This window comes from Roseovarius conchicola, from assembly GCF_041403425.1.
GTDB lineage: Bacteria > Pseudomonadota > Alphaproteobacteria > Rhodobacterales > Rhodobacteraceae > Roseovarius > Roseovarius conchicola.
This window is the reverse complement of record NZ_JBGEHK010000004.1, coordinates 395784-409601: the sequence shown is the minus strand read 5'-3', so window position 1 is coordinate 409601 and position 13818 is coordinate 395784. Positions and strand designations below refer to the sequence as shown.

Genomic DNA, 13818 nt, shown 5'->3' with positions numbered 1-13818 from the left:
CCACAGCGCCATCTGACACATTTGTGTATTCTGAAATTTCCGCCAGTAAGAGGCGACCGTCATGTATAAATTCTTCGAAAACCTTGTGAATCCCTTTGCGCCTTCGCCGAAGGAAACACCGCCCTCGACGTTGTGGGCGTACCTCAAATCCCATTACGGCCCGTTCCGCAAATATATGGGACTGATGGCGCTCAGCGGTATCATTGTGGCGTTGATGGAAACCGGCCTGATTTTCTATTCGGGCCGGGTGATTGACCTGTTGGGGGCCAGTGAACCTGGCAGCCTGATGGCGGATCATGGCTGGGAGCTGATCATCGCGGCAGTGCTGATCCTGACATTGCGCCCCGTGGTGATCGGCGTGAACCATTTGCTTTTGGAGCAGACCCTGGCAGGCAACATGCAGGAACAGGTGCGCTGGCGGGCGCATAAACACCTGTTGGGTCAATCCACCGGGTTCTTCCAGAACGAGTTTGCCGGGCGGTTGACCAACCGGGTGATGCAACTGGGCGAGGCTGTCGAGGACGGCACCTATATGGCGTTCGAGGGCATCTGGTATTCGATCACCTATGTGCTGGGGGCTGCCGTTATTCTGGCCGGTGTGCATCCGATTCTGGCCCTGCCTCTGTTGGCGTGGGTGGTGATTTACGCGCTTTACGTACGCTACATTGCGCGCCGCGTTGGCGTAGCCAGCGAGAAATGGTCGGACGCGCGCTCGACCGTCACCGCGCGGGTGGTGGATGCCTATACCAATATCGAAACCATCAAGCTGTTTGCCGATGAAGGCACTGAGGAAACCTATGTGCTGAGCGCGATGAAGCGCCTGCGCCTGCGGTTTCAGCGGTTCCTGCGGCTGATGACCGAATTGAGTTTCGGGTTGAACATCATCAACGGCGTGTTGATCCTGAGCATGATGATCCCGGCAATCTGGCTGTGGTCATTGGGCAAGGTCAGTGTCGGCGAGGTTGCCGCGGCCTCGGCCCTCACCATCCGGTTGAACGGCATGTCGGGCTGGATCATGTGGGTCACCATCCGGCTGTTTGAACATGCTGGCGTGATCCGCGAGGGCTTGCGCTCGGTTTCCGTGCCGCATGATGTGGTGGACGCTGAAGGTGCCGCGGCCTTGCAGGTGCGTAAGGCGCAGATCGAGTTTCGCGATGTCAGCCACCATTATGGCAAGGGCCGTGGGGGTCTGGACGGGGTCAATCTTGAGATTGCGCCGGGTCAAAAAGTCGGCCTTGTGGGGCGCTCGGGCGCGGGCAAATCCAGCCTTGTGAACCTGCTGTTGCGGTTCCGCGACGCTGAGGCCGGTCAGATCCTGATCGACGGGCAGGATGTCAGCAAGGTCACCCAAACCTCGCTGCGTCGGGCCATTGGTATGGTCAGCCAGGACAGCTCGCTTTTACACCGCTCGATCCGGGCCAACATCCTCTATGGACGCGCCAATGCGGATGAGGCGGCGATGGTGGCGGCAGCAAAGCGCGCCGAGGCGCATGACTTCATCATGGATCTGGAAGACACCAAGGGCCGCCGTGGCTATGCCGCTCTTGTCGGGGAACGGGGCGTGAAACTGTCTGGTGGCCAGCGCCAGCGGATTTCCATTGCCCGTGTGATCCTGAAAGATGCGCCGATCCTGGTGCTGGACGAAGCAACAAGCGCTTTGGACAGCGAGGTCGAGGCGGCCATTCAGGACACGCTGTTTGGCCTCATGGAAGGCAAGACAGTGATCGCCATTGCCCATCGGCTAAGTACGATTGCCCAGATGGACCGGATCGTGGTGATGGATCAGGGTCGCGTGGTCGAGGATGGCACCCATGACGAATTGCTGGCGCTGAACGGGGTTTATGCCAGCCTTTGGTCGCGCCAGTCCGGCGGTTTCCTTGGCGAAGACGCGGGCGAGGTGGTTTGATCTGAAGGTGTGCCCTGCCGGGCACGCTTGATATCTCGTCGCCCGCGAAGGGCGGTCGCCTCGGCGCGTAGTTGGAAGGTGACGCCTTGTTCGCCGGCGGTGTCGTGGCCTTGATCGGGCGATGCCTCCGGCGGGGATATTTCCGGCCAGAAGAAACAGGGTGCTTAACGCAGATCGCGCGTGGCTTTTTGCATGGCGGTGATCAGGGCGTCGCGCCTGGCGGACAGGTCTGCGGGGGATTGACCCGCGCTGGCGTCGGCCATGCCTTTGACCATGGCCTCGCGGGTCGCCGCATCCAGATGCGGTTTGCCCAAGCCGTCCCACCAGCCGTTGAACGTGTCGGCGAAATGCTCGCAGAACGCCTCTAACCCGCCCTCGCCTGCGCCGAGATGGAAAAGTGTCGTTGGGCCCATCGCGGCCCATCGCAGGCCCGGGCCCGCCCAGACAGCCTTGTCCACATCGTCGACCGAGGCCACGCCTTCAAGCACCAGATGGATCGCTTCGCGCCAGAGGGCGGCCTGCAGGCGGTTGGCAACATGGCCCGGCACCTCGCGGTTCACGCGGATGGTGACTTTGCCAAGGCTTTCGTAAAACGTCCGCGCGGCATCGACCACACCGGGAGTGGTCTTGTCATTTCCCATCACCTCGACCAGCGGAATCAGGTGTGGCGGGTTGAACGGGTGACCCAGCACGAAGCGTGAGGGGGTTTGCCAGCCTGCCTGCATCTGGCCCAGTGTCAGCCCCGAGGCCGAGCTGGCCACGATGGCCGTTGGCTTGAGAAGCGGTTCGATTTCGGCGAAAGTTGCGTGTTTGATGGCAATGCGCTCGGGCACGTTTTCCTGAACGAAATCGGCGCCTTCGACGGCGGCAGCGGCACTGGTGTGAAAACTGATCGCGTCGGGCGTGCCGTGATCTGTCAGCCCCAGCTCAGTGAGGGCGGGCCAGGCCGTTTCAATGTAGGTTCGCACAGCTTTTTCCGCTGTCTCGGCGGGGTCAAACACCGCTACGCTGCGCCCCGAAGCAAGGAAGAGGGCAGCCCAACTGGCGCCGATGACGCCGGCGCCAACGCAGGCTGTGTGGGTGATATTGCTCATGAGAAGAGGCCCGGATTGATGGGGGAGGCGGCGGTCATGCCGCCATCGATCGTGAACAGTTGACCGGTGGCAAAGGATGCCTCATCCGACGCCAGCCACACGGCCATGGCCGCGATATCGCGCGCCTCGCCAAAACGGGCAGCCGGGTGGCGGGCCAGGGCGTCTGTGCGCGCTGCGGTCGGATTGACAGCAAGGTCAAACCCGGCGTCAAGCATGCCGGTATTGATCCATCCCGGACAGATCGCGTTGCAACGGATATCCGGGCCATGATCCACGGCGATCGAGCGGGTCAGGCCGTGCACGAAGGCTTTCGAGGCATTGTAAAGCGCCATGGAGGGATCGGCGTGTTGGCCTGAGATTGATCCGATGTTGATGATCGCCCCGCCCTTTGGCATCAGAGGGATGAAGGCACGACAACAGTTGAAGGTGCCCCGGCAATTGGCCCCGATCACCAGATCCCAATCGGCATCCGTGCTGTCGGTGACGGGTTTTTCGACCTGTACGCCTGCATTGTTCACAAGGATGTCCAGCGTTGGCAGCGCGCGCGTCAGAGTTGCCATCTGTGCGGGGTCAGCCACATCTGCCTGCACCCATCCGCAGCCATCGGGCAAGCCTTCGGGACGCGGGCCGCGACCACATGTGGTGACGGTTGCGCCTTCCTTCATGAAAGCCTCGACGATGCCCCGGCCAATGCCTTGCCGCCCGCCGGTGATCAATGCTGTCTTGCCGTTCAGGCGCATGGGGAAATATCCTTCATAGTTTCATCTGTTGTACCTGCGCGCTGAGCCCACCATCCAACACCCATAGCTGCCCCGACGCATAGCGCGCCTCGTCGCTGGCCAGCCATGTGACCAGATTGGCGATGTCGCCGGGGGTTCCATAGGTGCGCATCGGGTGTACGTCGCGCACGGCCTGTTGCAGCTCGTCGATGCTTTTGCCGCCCGCGCCCGAGCCATCACCGGTGAAGAAGCTTTGCAGCATCGGCGTGTCGATGTAACCGGGGCAGATGGCGTTGACGCGGATACCTTCGGGGCCGTGATCACAGGCCATCGCACGGGTTAGCGCATGCACCGCCCCCTTTGTCGCGCAATAGGCTGCAAGGCCCGGATCGGCGATGAACCCGTCATAAGAGCCAAAATTGATCAGCGAGGCCGACGCGCCATTCGCAGCCGCCTTGCGCATCAGGGGCAGGGCGTGTTTCGACGTGAGGAAGGTGCCGGTGACGTTGACCGCGAAGGACCGGTTCCATTCCTCCAGCGTGGTCTCTTCGATGGTCTTCTCAATCTCGATCCCGGCGGCGTTGACGAGGATATCAAGATGGCCCATTTCCGCGCCGACCTTGTTCATGGCGGCTTTCACGGCGTCTTCATCGGCCACGTCAAGCTGCACGAAACGGGTTGTGTCGGTTTCACCCAGAGATCCCGTTTCACTCAGATCTGCGGCATAGACGGTGGCGCCTTCCTTCTCGAACCGGGCGCAGATCGCGCGGCCAATGCCGCCCCGCCCGCCGGTGACGAGGGCGATTTTTCCGTTCAGTCTCATGTGGTGTCATCCTTAAGGGGGGGAAAGCGGTAATGCGCGGCGGCTTTGGTCCAGTCCATGTGATTGCGGACATATTGCTGGGAGGCATCTGAAGGCGGATCGTAATCCCAATGCTCGCCTGCGCCCGCCTCCATCGCGGCATGCAGCGCGCGGCGGGATTTCTGGGTCGCGATGATATTGGTGCGCAAGGCCTCGCTGTCCCAGCGGTCGGCCACTTCGGCGGCAAAACCAGCGGACTGATCTGCATAGGTCGGATCGGCGGCCACATTTACCCGCTCGTCTGGGTCCTCGCCAAGGTCATAAAGCTGCGGCGGATCGAGATCGCAGTGGATGTATTTGAGCGGCCCGCGCCGGATCATGAAGACGGGCGCGGCGGTCATCTCGGCGCAGTATTCGCCGATGGCTTCGTCTATCGGATCGGCCTCACCTCGGGCCAGCGGCATCAGGGACCGCCCGTCAATCGGCTCGCCCAGAATGTCCGCGTCACCCCTCGCGATGTCGAGGAATGTAGGCAGCAGATCGACCAATGAGCAGGCGTTCGGAGCAGTGCCTTGCGTCACGCCCGGCCCGGCCATGACCAACGGAACACGGGCGGAATGTTCAAAGAAGTTCATCTTGTACCACAACCCTCGCTCGCCCAGCATGTCGCCGTGATCGGCTGTGACGATGACGATGGTGTTGTCCAACTCACCGATATCTTCCAGCGCCTTCACCACCGCACCGATCTTGCTGTCGAAATAGCTGACATTGGCCAGATAGGCGCGCCGCGCACGGATGGTTTCTTCTTCGGTCAGGGGGACATAGCTGGCTTCGATCCCGTCCATGATGCGTTGTGAAAAGGGGTCTTGCGGGTCGGGTGCCGGGTTCGGCAGGTCAATGTCGTCGTCTGAATAGAGGGTCCACCATTCCGGCTTGGCGACATAGGGATCGTGCGGGTGGATGAAGCTGGCCACCAGCGCGAAAGGAGCGGCTTCACCAGCGGCCCTGTCACGCCCCCGGTCGATCAGCCAGCGGCGGGCGGCAAACTCGACCTCGTCATCGTAGTCGATCTGGAAGGTGGCCACTGCCTCGCCACTTTCCTTGACGGTCTGCATGTTGTGATACCACTTGTCGATGCGCTCGTCCGGGGCCTCCCAATCGGGGGTCCAGGCGAAATCGGAGGGGTAGATATCGGTGGTCACGCGATCCTGAAATCCGTGTTTCTGGTCGGGGCCAACGAAATGCATCTTGCCAGACAGGCAGGTGCGATAGCCCAATGCCGTCAGGTAATGCGCAAAGGTAGGCACGCTGGCGCGGAACTCGCTGGCATTGTCATAAGCGGCAATGCGGCTGATCAACTGCCCGGACATGAAGGCAAAGCGCGATGGTGCACAGAGCGGCGAGTTGCAATAGGCGGCATCAAAGCGCATTCCCCGCGCGGCCAGTGCATCAAGATGCGGGGTCTTCGCCACGCCGTGCCCGTAAACCCCGGTGAAATGCGGGGCCAATTGATCGGCCATGACGACAACGATATTGGGTCGGCTCATGCAGGGATGGCCTTTTGGTATGCATCCAGCACCAGCCCATGAAAATGATGCACCGCATGCTCGGATTTGCCCGATCCTGAAGGATCATTGACGATGCGTCCTTGCGTGAAGGCGGGCGTGTTCATGCCGCGCTGCACACTTTCCACCAATCCGATGTCCTCGACCTGCAGCACTTCATCCAGATAGCGCATTGCGTCGATCTCCATCGGGTCAGGTTCGGGCGTTTCGAGGAAAAAATCATAGGTCTCCAGTGTCCGGTCCGGCCCGACGGGTATGATGTTCAACACGATCATCGAGGATCGGCCCGGATAGCGCATCAGGCAGGTCGTGGGCCACAGCCACCACACCGCATGGGTGCGCACGGTCGCGTTGGAGACATCATAAGCGGTGTTTGTCCCCTTGCCCGCTTCGGCCATATGGGACGAATAAATGCCATAGGTGGTCACCTTGTAAGTGTCCATGTCCACCAAATCGCAGAAATCCTTGTGCGCGGTGGGGCAGTGGTAACATTCGAGGAAGTTGTCGACCACGTTTTTCCAGTTTGACTTGATGTCATAGGTCAGGCGATGCCCGAAGGTCAGTTGATCAATATCCGGTGCCCAGTGGCGGATTTCGTTTTCCAGATCGCCGGATTGCTCGGCCAGCGAGGGTGCATTCGGATCCAGATTGACATAGATGAACCCGGCGAATTCTTCGACCTGAACCTGGCTCAGGCAAATGTCTTTGGTGTTGAAATCCTCCAGATGCTCGGTCTCGGGCGCGCGGACCAGTTGCCCGTCCAATTTGTAGACCCAAGCGTGATAGGGGCACATGATCCGGCTGGTATTGCCTTCGCCGGACAGCAACTCATGCGCGCGGTGTTTGCAGACATTGTAGAAAGCACGCAGATCGCCTTCGCGATCGCGGACCACGGCGATGGGTTGCTCGGCAATCGACACGGTAACGTAGGATCCCGGTTCGCGCAGCTTTTCGACATGGCACACCCATTGCCAGCTTTTGGCCAGAATGGCATTCACGTCAGCCCGGAACCAGTCGGCCTCGGTATAGGCCTCGGCCCGCAGGGATTGCGAATTGCCTTCATCGGCCGAATAGCCTTTCGAGATGAACTCGAAATCCTGTTTCGATGGCAAAGTGGTCATGCGGGCCTCCGGTGCTGGCGTGAACTGAGAGGATGATGGTCACCCGGAACCGGCAGATTCAATATGCGCAGCTCGCCATCCGTTTAACATAAATCGCCTTCAAGGGCGTTTACGATGCATCGGCCACGCACGAAATTCGAACGGTACCCGGCCCTCGACCCTGTCTTGTCGGGGTGGCATGCCAAAGCGTTGCCGATAAGCGCGCGAGAAATGCACCTGAGAGGCAAAGCCCGAGGCAAGCCCCACCTGTGCCAACGGCATTTCCGTCTGCGTAACCAAGCCACGGGCGCGGTCGAGCCGGATGTCGCGATAATACAGCGATGGCGTTTTCTTGACGTAGTCACGGAACAGCCGATCCAACTGGCGATGCGAAATTCCGGTCTGCTCGCATATCTCGGCAATGGACAGGGGAATCTCAAGGTTCTGTTCCATCAGCGCGATGGCCCGGCGCACATTGCGTGGCGCGGTGTTGCCCAGAGGCTCGACCGGATCAGCGTTTTGCTGACTGCCCGACGGGCGCACCGATTGGTGAAACAGATAACGTGCGGCGGCGTTGGCCTTGGCATCGCCATGGGTGCCACGCAGGATGTTCAACGCGAAATCAATCGCCGCAGACCCGCCAGCACAGGAAATCCGGTTGCCGTCAAAGACGAATAAATCCTCGGTGACCTCAGTATTGGGAAACATTTCGCCAAAAGCATCCATGTGTTCGTAATGGACTGTCGCGCGCTTGCCGTTCAGCAGCCCGGCCTGCGCCAGGATAAACGCGCCTGTGTCCAATGCGCCGATCGTGGCCCCTTGCCGCGCCCACCACCACAGGGCGGCATGAAGCGGTGTGCTGTTATAGGCCTCGGGTGCCCAGCTGGACGAAACGATGACGATGTCGCGCCGGTTGCCCTGCACCTGCGATAAGGGAATCGTATCGATCTCAAGCCCGTTGCTGGCCGCGACCATGCCGCCTTTCTCCGACACGATCTGCCAGCGAAAGCGCGAGGTGCCGTCCAGATAATTCGCAGCGCGAAAAGGATCGACAAAGCCAGTGGTGGCCGCCAGATTGAAATGTGGCGTGACCAGGATGAGAATCTGCAAAGGCGCGTTGGAAAACCGATCCATAAGGCCAATGATGCTAAATCAGCGGCGAAAACATGTAAATCGGTGGGTGACAGCCTGTAACAATCCGAGGATACTTCGGGCAAGACCGCGCTTTGCAAAACAGTTTGCCCTGAGTGCAACATCGTTATATTGACTGACCAGTCAATAAAAAATGAAATGGGGAGAATATCATGAAAAGTTTGAAATTGGGTCTGGCGATCAGCGCCGTGGCAAGTGTTGGCTATGCTGCCGACCTGGGTGCCGTGGACGAGCCGATCAAGCTGGCGATCAATGAATGGACCGGCCAGCACATCACCACCCATGTGGCGGGCGAGATGCTGAAAGCCGCAGGCTACCAGGTGGAATATACCACCGCGGGTTACATGAACATGTATCAGGCCATGGCTGATGGCGAACTCCATGCCGCGCTTGAAATCTGGTCCTCCAACGTCTCGGACGACTATGCCAAACAGGTCGAAGCTGGCGGCGTTGTCGAGCTGGGCGATCTGGAACTGGCCGCCAAGGAAGGCATCGCCTATCCATCCCATGTGGCCGAACTGTGCCCGGGGCTGCCCGCCTGGGAGGCTTTGCAGGATTGTGCCGCGAATTTTGCCACGGCAGAAACCCTGCCCATGGGCAGGCTTGTGGATTACCCCGCAGACTGGGGCACACCGGGCGCTGACCGGATGGCTGGTTTTGGTCTGCCGTTCAAGGCGGTCCCGGCTGGCTCTGAAGGGGCCCTGATCACCGAACTGCGCGCCGCGACCGAGAAAGGCACGCCGCTGCTGATCACCTTCTGGCAGCCGCATTGGGCCATGTCCGCCTATGACGTCAAGTTTGTCGATCTGCCGGTCGGCAACGAGGAATGCTTTACCGATCCGGCCTGGGGCACCAACCCTGATGCCACGCATGACTGCGATTTCGCCCCGACCCGTATCTTTAAGGGCGCATGGTCCGGCATGGAAGAAAAATGGCCTGCCGCCTATGAAATCCTGAGCAACTATACTCTGGATGTCGCCGATCAGCAGCCAATGATGGGCATGATCGACGTTGACGGGAAGTCGGTTGAAGAGGTGGTTGCCGCCTGGATGGCCGAGAACGAGGGCACCTGGAAGCCCGTTGTCGACGCGGCCACCAACTAAGCGGCGCGCCATGACCAGTCAGACGGGAACAGACGAACCCGCCATTAGCTGCCGGGGTGTCTGGCAGGTCTTTGGCCCGAATGCAGAAACCAAACTGGCCGAAGCTTTGGCCAGCGCGGGCGGCGATAGTGATATCGCCGCCCAAAGCTTGCGCGATGATGGGCTGATCCCCGCCGTGCAAGACGCCACGTTTGATGTCAGACAAGGCGAACTCTTTGTTATAATGGGGCTTTCCGGGTCAGGGAAGTCCACGATCGTGCGTTGCATCTCGCAGCTGTTGCATGCCACGAGCGGTGAAATCCTGATCGAAGGTGAGAACCTTGTTGATGCGACCAAGGCCCGCCTGATTGAGCTGCGCCGCCGCAAGCTGGGCATGGTGTTCCAGCATTTTGGCCTGTTCCCGCACATGACTGTGACCGAGAATGTGGCCTTTCCCCTGAAGATGCAGGGGCAGGGCAAACCCGAGCGTCTCAAACGCGCGCAGGAAGTGATCGAACTTGTGGGCCTTGAAGGGCGCGGCGATTCTTATCCGCGCCAGCTGTCTGGTGGGCAACGTCAGCGTGTAGGCATCGCCCGCAGCCTCGCGGTGAACCCCGATATCTGGTTTCTGGACGAACCGTTTTCGGCGCTTGATCCGCTGATCCGTCGCCAGTTGCAGGACGAATTCATCAACATTCAGGCGACACTTAAGAAAAGCATCGTATTTATCACTCATGATATTGCCGAGGCGCTGAAGATTGCCGATCGCATCGCCATCATGCGCGATGGCAAGATTGTACAAATCGGCACGCCCACCGAAATCGTGCTGAATCCGGTTGACGATTATGTGCGCGAGTTTTCCAAGGATGTGGTCAAGGGCCGCCATGCGCGCGTTGCCTCGGTCATGCGGGACAACGCCGCAGATGACAAAACCCCCGACGATCCCGGCCTGCGTGAAGATATGACACTGGAAGAGGCGTTGGCCTCTTGCATGTCGCTTTACGATCCCGTTCCGGTCTGGAGCAAGGACGGCAAGAAAATCGGCGTGGTCGATCCCAAGGTTCTGGCCGCCGCCCTGCAGGTGGACGAGGCATGAGCGTTCAGGAACAGGCGCCGCCGATCCTGCCCGCGCTGGACGGCCTCAGCCGTGGCACCATCGCCGCGCTTGTGACGCTTCTGGTTGGCGCGGCCTGCCTGTTGCTGGACCCGTATCTGCCCTGGCTGGTGAAATACCCGGCAGAATGGGCCATTCCCGCATCTGACTGGATCGGCACCTCGCTGGGCTGGTTTCTTGAACTGATCAAGCCGGTAATGCGGGTGTTTTCTGCAATTTTGGCCTACCCGATGGATTGGGCCAACATGGTTTTCACCGGGATGCCCTGGCCGCTGATGATTGGCTTGGTGACCGCGCTTGGCTGGTACATTGGTGGGGTATGGATGGCGGCGCTGGGCCTTTCGGGCCTAGGGTTTGTTGTCGCGTCGGGATATTGGCTGGAAGGCATGGCGACGCTGGCGTTAGTGTCGGTATCAGTGCCACTTGCGCTGCTCACTGGCGGCTTTATCGGGGTCATAGCAAACGAGTTTCCGCGCTTTAAGAATGCGATCCAGACCGTTCTGGATGTGATGCAGACCGTCCCGACCTTCGCTTATCTAACACCGCTTTTGTTTCTCTTTGGTTTTGGGCCTGTCGTAGGGCTGATTGCGAGTGCGATCTATGCGGCCCCCCCAATGGCGCGCAATGTGATACTGGGGCTGGAACGAGTTGAAAGTGACATCAAAGAAGCTGCGGTGATGAGCGGTGGCACACGGCTACAGCAGTTGTTCCTGATCGAAATCCCATCGGCCAAGACCCAGATCATGGTGGGGGTGAATCAATGCCTTATGGCTGCTCTCAGCATGGTGATCATTGCCGCTGTCATTGGCGGTTTTAAGGATATCGGCTGGGAAGTGTTGCTGATGATGCGCAAGGCCTTTTTCGGCCCCAGCCTGATGGCTGGCGCGGTTATCGTCGTTTTTGCCATCATTATTGATCGGTATAGCGGTAGAATGGCCCACGAGCGCGAACGCTATGATCTACGGGTGGCGCTGGGTATTGCGGCAATCGGTTTGGTGGTGTCGTTGCTATATTGGAGCCAGCTGTCAGACCCAACGTCCATTACACTTCTGGACCCTGTGGCCAAGTGGTTGGATCAGGGTTTGACGGGTGTTCTGCAGCAAAACGGAGCTGGCTTGGACAGTCTCAAGAACGGGGCGATGTTCTTTGGCTTGCTGCCGCTCAAAATCGGCCTCGACGGCGCGGTTTTGCCCTTTACTTGGGGCTTTCAATGGACAGCTGGAATGAGCATGGCATTCTATGTAGTTGCCCTTGCGATCGCTGGCTTGCTCGCGGTGCGGGGAAGGGCCGCGATTGGTGGGGTGCTTGTTGTTATTGCTGGAATCATCGAAACGGGCATCGTCGAGTTGCCTTGGCCTTTTGTCCTGGTCGGTGCGGGTGCCTTGGGTTGGATTTCGGGTGGCCGCAAGCTGGCCAGTTTTGCTGTGATCATGCTTGTATTGATCTTGATCAGTGGCTTGTGGGAGCGCGCGCTTGTCTCGCTTTACATGTCGGGTGCTTCAGTTGCCTTCTGCGCAGCCGTTGGAGGAGCAATCGGCCTGTTATGCGCAGTCAGCCCGTTGGCGTGGCGCGTCGTTCAGCCGATATGTGACATGCTGCAAACGATCCCTTTGTTTGTCTACTTGATCCCGGTGATCATGTTCTTCCAGATTGGTGAGTTCTCGGCGTTTCTGGCGATATGCATGTACGCCATCGTGCCGATGATCCGCTACACCAGACATGGGTTGATCAATACACCCGAAGAATTGATCGAAGCCTCGATTTCGTCTGGGGCAACGGAATGGCAAACCATGACCGAAGTGCGCATCCCTTATGCGGCCCCCACAATACTATTGGGGCTGAATCAAACGATCCTATACGCCTTTGCAATGCTGGTGATTGCTGCGCTGGTCGGAACCACCGGACTGGGCCAATCGATATACGGGTCGCTGGCCAAGGCCGATGTGGGCCTCGGCATCGCCTCGGGTGCGGCCATGGCCATACTGGCACTGGTGGCGGACCGGCTGGTGCAGAGCTTTGCCGAAGAACGGCGGCAAGCGCTTGGCCTCTGAAAACATCTCTCTGCCGGTCATTCTGGCATTCGTTTCGGCTCTGCTCTGGGGCATTTGGTGGATTCCCATCCGCTATCTGGAAAGCCTTGGCATGAGCGGCGCATGGGGCAGTGTGACGATGAATATCGGCGCGGCGGCGGCGGCGCTGGCGTTTGTAACGATCCGGCGCGTCCCCCTTCAGATCAGCGCCCGGGGCGTGATGGGGGCCACTCTGGTTGGCGTGGCAGTGACCTTCTATTCCGTTGCCATCACCTTTTCAGACGTGGTGCGCGTCGTCCTGCTGTTCTACCTCGCGCCTGCGTGGAGCAAGATCATCGAGTGGGCCTTTCTGGGCCAACGTTGGGGTTGGCCGTCAACTGCTGCGGTGGGCCTGTCTTTGCTGGGTGCCTATCTTGTGCTGGGGGGCGACATCTCGTTGGACGGGATCGGATTTGGCGATGTGCTGGGGGTGATCTCGGGCATGGCATGGGCCGGGGGCGCGGCACTGATTTTCACTGGCGGTCGGATGAACGCGATGAGCCTGTCTCTGGTTACGGCCATAGCCGCCACGTTGATCGGCGCGGTGTTCATCCTGCCGGGGGCTGGTGACGGCCTTGCAGGGTTGGGAGACTGGAGCGCCAAGGGCATGGGCGCACTGGCAGGGGTGGTCTATGTATTGCCTATTCTCGCATTGACCCTATGGAGCGCACAGCGGCTATCCCCGGCTGTGATCAGCTTTCTGCTGACGGCGGAAATCCTGTCAGGGGTGATCACCGGGGCGTTGTTCCTGGACGAGCCATTTGGCGTGATGCAGGCTGCGGGTGCGGTGCTGATCCTGCTGGCCGCAGCGGTCGAGGTTGTACCGGCGGTGATGCGCAAACCGGTGTGATTTCGGATTCTAACCACTCTGCGGTAAGCTTGTTGAATCTAGTTCAACCAGTAGGAGAGTGTGATGAAAGCCAATATCGAACTGGTCAATTTCACCAGCGCCTATATCTCGCATGACGGGGCCGAACCGGAACTGGTGGTCGCGGGCGAGGTCACGTCGGGCGGCGGCACCGTTTCGCTGGAGCCGCATGTCTATGTCTCCCAGCCCGAGTATTGGAGTGTAGACGTGCTCTGGGATCGCACCAACGCGATCTTCACGGCCATGTCGCCATTCGAGGTGGAAATTCCGGTATCCGCAATCAAGGGGCGTAAGGGATTCCGCGTGATTGGCAGGTCTGTCGTAAAGAGCTTCGATCTGGATTGACG

Annotated in this window: 12 protein-coding genes; 6 read left to right on the top strand and 6 right to left on the bottom strand. The window is 59.6% G+C overall.

Annotation, left to right across the window (positions count from 1 at the left end):
* The first annotated feature begins 61 nt into the window (after positions 1-61).
* On the top strand, positions 62-1906 hold the full coding sequence (locus tag V6N02_RS14145) for an ABC transporter ATP-binding protein (protein WP_371226296.1): 1845 nt from the start codon (positions 62-64) through the stop codon (positions 1904-1906).
* A 164-nt stretch (positions 1907-2070) separates the two neighbouring features.
* On the opposite strand, the gene V6N02_RS14140 is transcribed toward V6N02_RS14145, so the two are convergent.
* From V6N02_RS14140 to V6N02_RS14115, 6 genes are all read right to left on the bottom strand, one after another.
* On the bottom strand, positions 2071-3000 hold the full coding sequence (locus V6N02_RS14140; protein WP_371226294.1) for a 3-hydroxyacyl-CoA dehydrogenase NAD-binding domain-containing protein: 930 nt from the start codon (positions 2998-3000) through the stop codon (positions 2071-2073).
* On the bottom strand, positions 2997-3740 hold the full coding sequence (locus tag V6N02_RS14135; RefSeq protein ID WP_371226292.1) for an SDR family NAD(P)-dependent oxidoreductase: 744 nt from the start codon (positions 3738-3740) through the stop codon (positions 2997-2999). Before V6N02_RS14135 ends, V6N02_RS14140 begins: the two co-directional genes overlap by 4 nt.
* A gap of 13 nt (positions 3741-3753) precedes the next feature.
* Positions 3754-4542: an SDR family NAD(P)-dependent oxidoreductase gene (locus V6N02_RS14130; RefSeq protein ID WP_371226290.1), complete on the bottom strand. Its 789-nt coding sequence runs from the start codon at positions 4540-4542 to the stop codon at positions 3754-3756.
* On the bottom strand, positions 4539-6068 hold the full coding sequence (betC, locus tag V6N02_RS14125; RefSeq protein ID WP_371226288.1) for a choline-sulfatase: 1530 nt from the start codon (positions 6066-6068) through the stop codon (positions 4539-4541). Before betC ends, V6N02_RS14130 begins: the two co-directional genes overlap by 4 nt.
* Positions 6065-7207: an aromatic ring-hydroxylating oxygenase subunit alpha gene (locus V6N02_RS14120; RefSeq protein ID WP_371226286.1), complete on the bottom strand. Its 1143-nt coding sequence runs from the start codon at positions 7205-7207 to the stop codon at positions 6065-6067. Before V6N02_RS14120 ends, betC begins: the two co-directional genes overlap by 4 nt.
* Before the next feature lie 99 nt (positions 7208-7306).
* Positions 7307-8320: a GlxA family transcriptional regulator gene (locus V6N02_RS14115; RefSeq protein WP_371226284.1), complete on the bottom strand. Its 1014-nt coding sequence runs from the start codon at positions 8318-8320 to the stop codon at positions 7307-7309.
* A gap of 170 nt (positions 8321-8490) precedes the next feature.
* Between V6N02_RS14115 and V6N02_RS14110 the strand changes: the two genes are divergently transcribed.
* The 5 genes from V6N02_RS14110 to V6N02_RS14090 all read left to right on the top strand — a co-directional run bounded on the left by V6N02_RS14110 (position 8491) and on the right by V6N02_RS14090 (position 13816).
* The gene (locus V6N02_RS14110) at positions 8491-9441 is read left to right on the top strand and encodes an ABC transporter substrate-binding protein (RefSeq protein ID WP_371226282.1); all 951 of its coding nucleotides are present in this window, start codon (positions 8491-8493) and stop codon (positions 9439-9441) included.
* Between the two features lie 10 nt (positions 9442-9451).
* Complete coding sequence (locus tag V6N02_RS14105; RefSeq protein WP_371226281.1) at positions 9452-10516, top strand: quaternary amine ABC transporter ATP-binding protein; 1065 nt, start codon at positions 9452-9454, stop codon at positions 10514-10516.
* Positions 10513-12585 (top strand): ABC transporter permease, encoded by a 2073-nt coding sequence (locus V6N02_RS14100; protein WP_371226279.1) that lies wholly within the window; start codon positions 10513-10515, stop codon positions 12583-12585. The genes V6N02_RS14105 and V6N02_RS14100 overlap by 4 nt, the downstream gene beginning before the upstream one ends.
* Entirely contained in the window at positions 12575-13453 is an 879-nt protein-coding gene (locus V6N02_RS14095) for a DMT family transporter (RefSeq protein ID WP_371226277.1), read from the top strand. Before V6N02_RS14100 ends, V6N02_RS14095 begins: the two co-directional genes overlap by 11 nt.
* 63 nt (positions 13454-13516) lie before the next feature.
* Positions 13517-13816 carry a hypothetical protein gene (locus V6N02_RS14090; RefSeq protein WP_371226275.1) on the top strand — a complete coding sequence of 100 codons (300 nt, stop codon included), beginning with the start codon at positions 13517-13519 and terminating at the stop codon, positions 13814-13816.
* The last annotated feature ends 2 nt before the right edge of the window (positions 13817-13818 follow it).

Coding starts and splice junctions, on each gene's coding strand:
- V6N02_RS14145 (WP_371226296.1), top strand. CDS start 62: ATGTATAAATTCTTCGAAAACCTTGTGAATCCCTTTGCGCCTTCGCCG.
- V6N02_RS14140 (WP_371226294.1), bottom strand. CDS start 3,000: ATGAGCAATATCACCCACACAGCCTGCGTTGGCGCCGGCGTCATCGGC.
- V6N02_RS14135 (WP_371226292.1), bottom strand. CDS start 3,740: ATGCGCCTGAACGGCAAGACAGCATTGATCACCGGCGGGCGGCAAGGC.
- V6N02_RS14130 (WP_371226290.1), bottom strand. CDS start 4,542: ATGAGACTGAACGGAAAAATCGCCCTCGTCACCGGCGGGCGGGGCGGC.
- betC (WP_371226288.1), bottom strand. CDS start 6,068: ATGAGCCGACCCAATATCGTTGTCGTCATGGCCGATCAATTGGCCCCG.
- V6N02_RS14120 (WP_371226286.1), bottom strand. CDS start 7,207: ATGACCACTTTGCCATCGAAACAGGATTTCGAGTTCATCTCGAAAGGC.
- V6N02_RS14115 (WP_371226284.1), bottom strand. CDS start 8,320: ATGGATCGGTTTTCCAACGCGCCTTTGCAGATTCTCATCCTGGTCACG.
- V6N02_RS14110 (WP_371226282.1), top strand. CDS start 8,491: ATGAAAAGTTTGAAATTGGGTCTGGCGATCAGCGCCGTGGCAAGTGTT.
- V6N02_RS14105 (WP_371226281.1), top strand. CDS start 9,452: ATGACCAGTCAGACGGGAACAGACGAACCCGCCATTAGCTGCCGGGGT.
- V6N02_RS14100 (WP_371226279.1), top strand. CDS start 10,513: ATGAGCGTTCAGGAACAGGCGCCGCCGATCCTGCCCGCGCTGGACGGC.
- V6N02_RS14090 (WP_371226275.1), top strand. CDS start 13,517: ATGAAAGCCAATATCGAACTGGTCAATTTCACCAGCGCCTATATCTCG.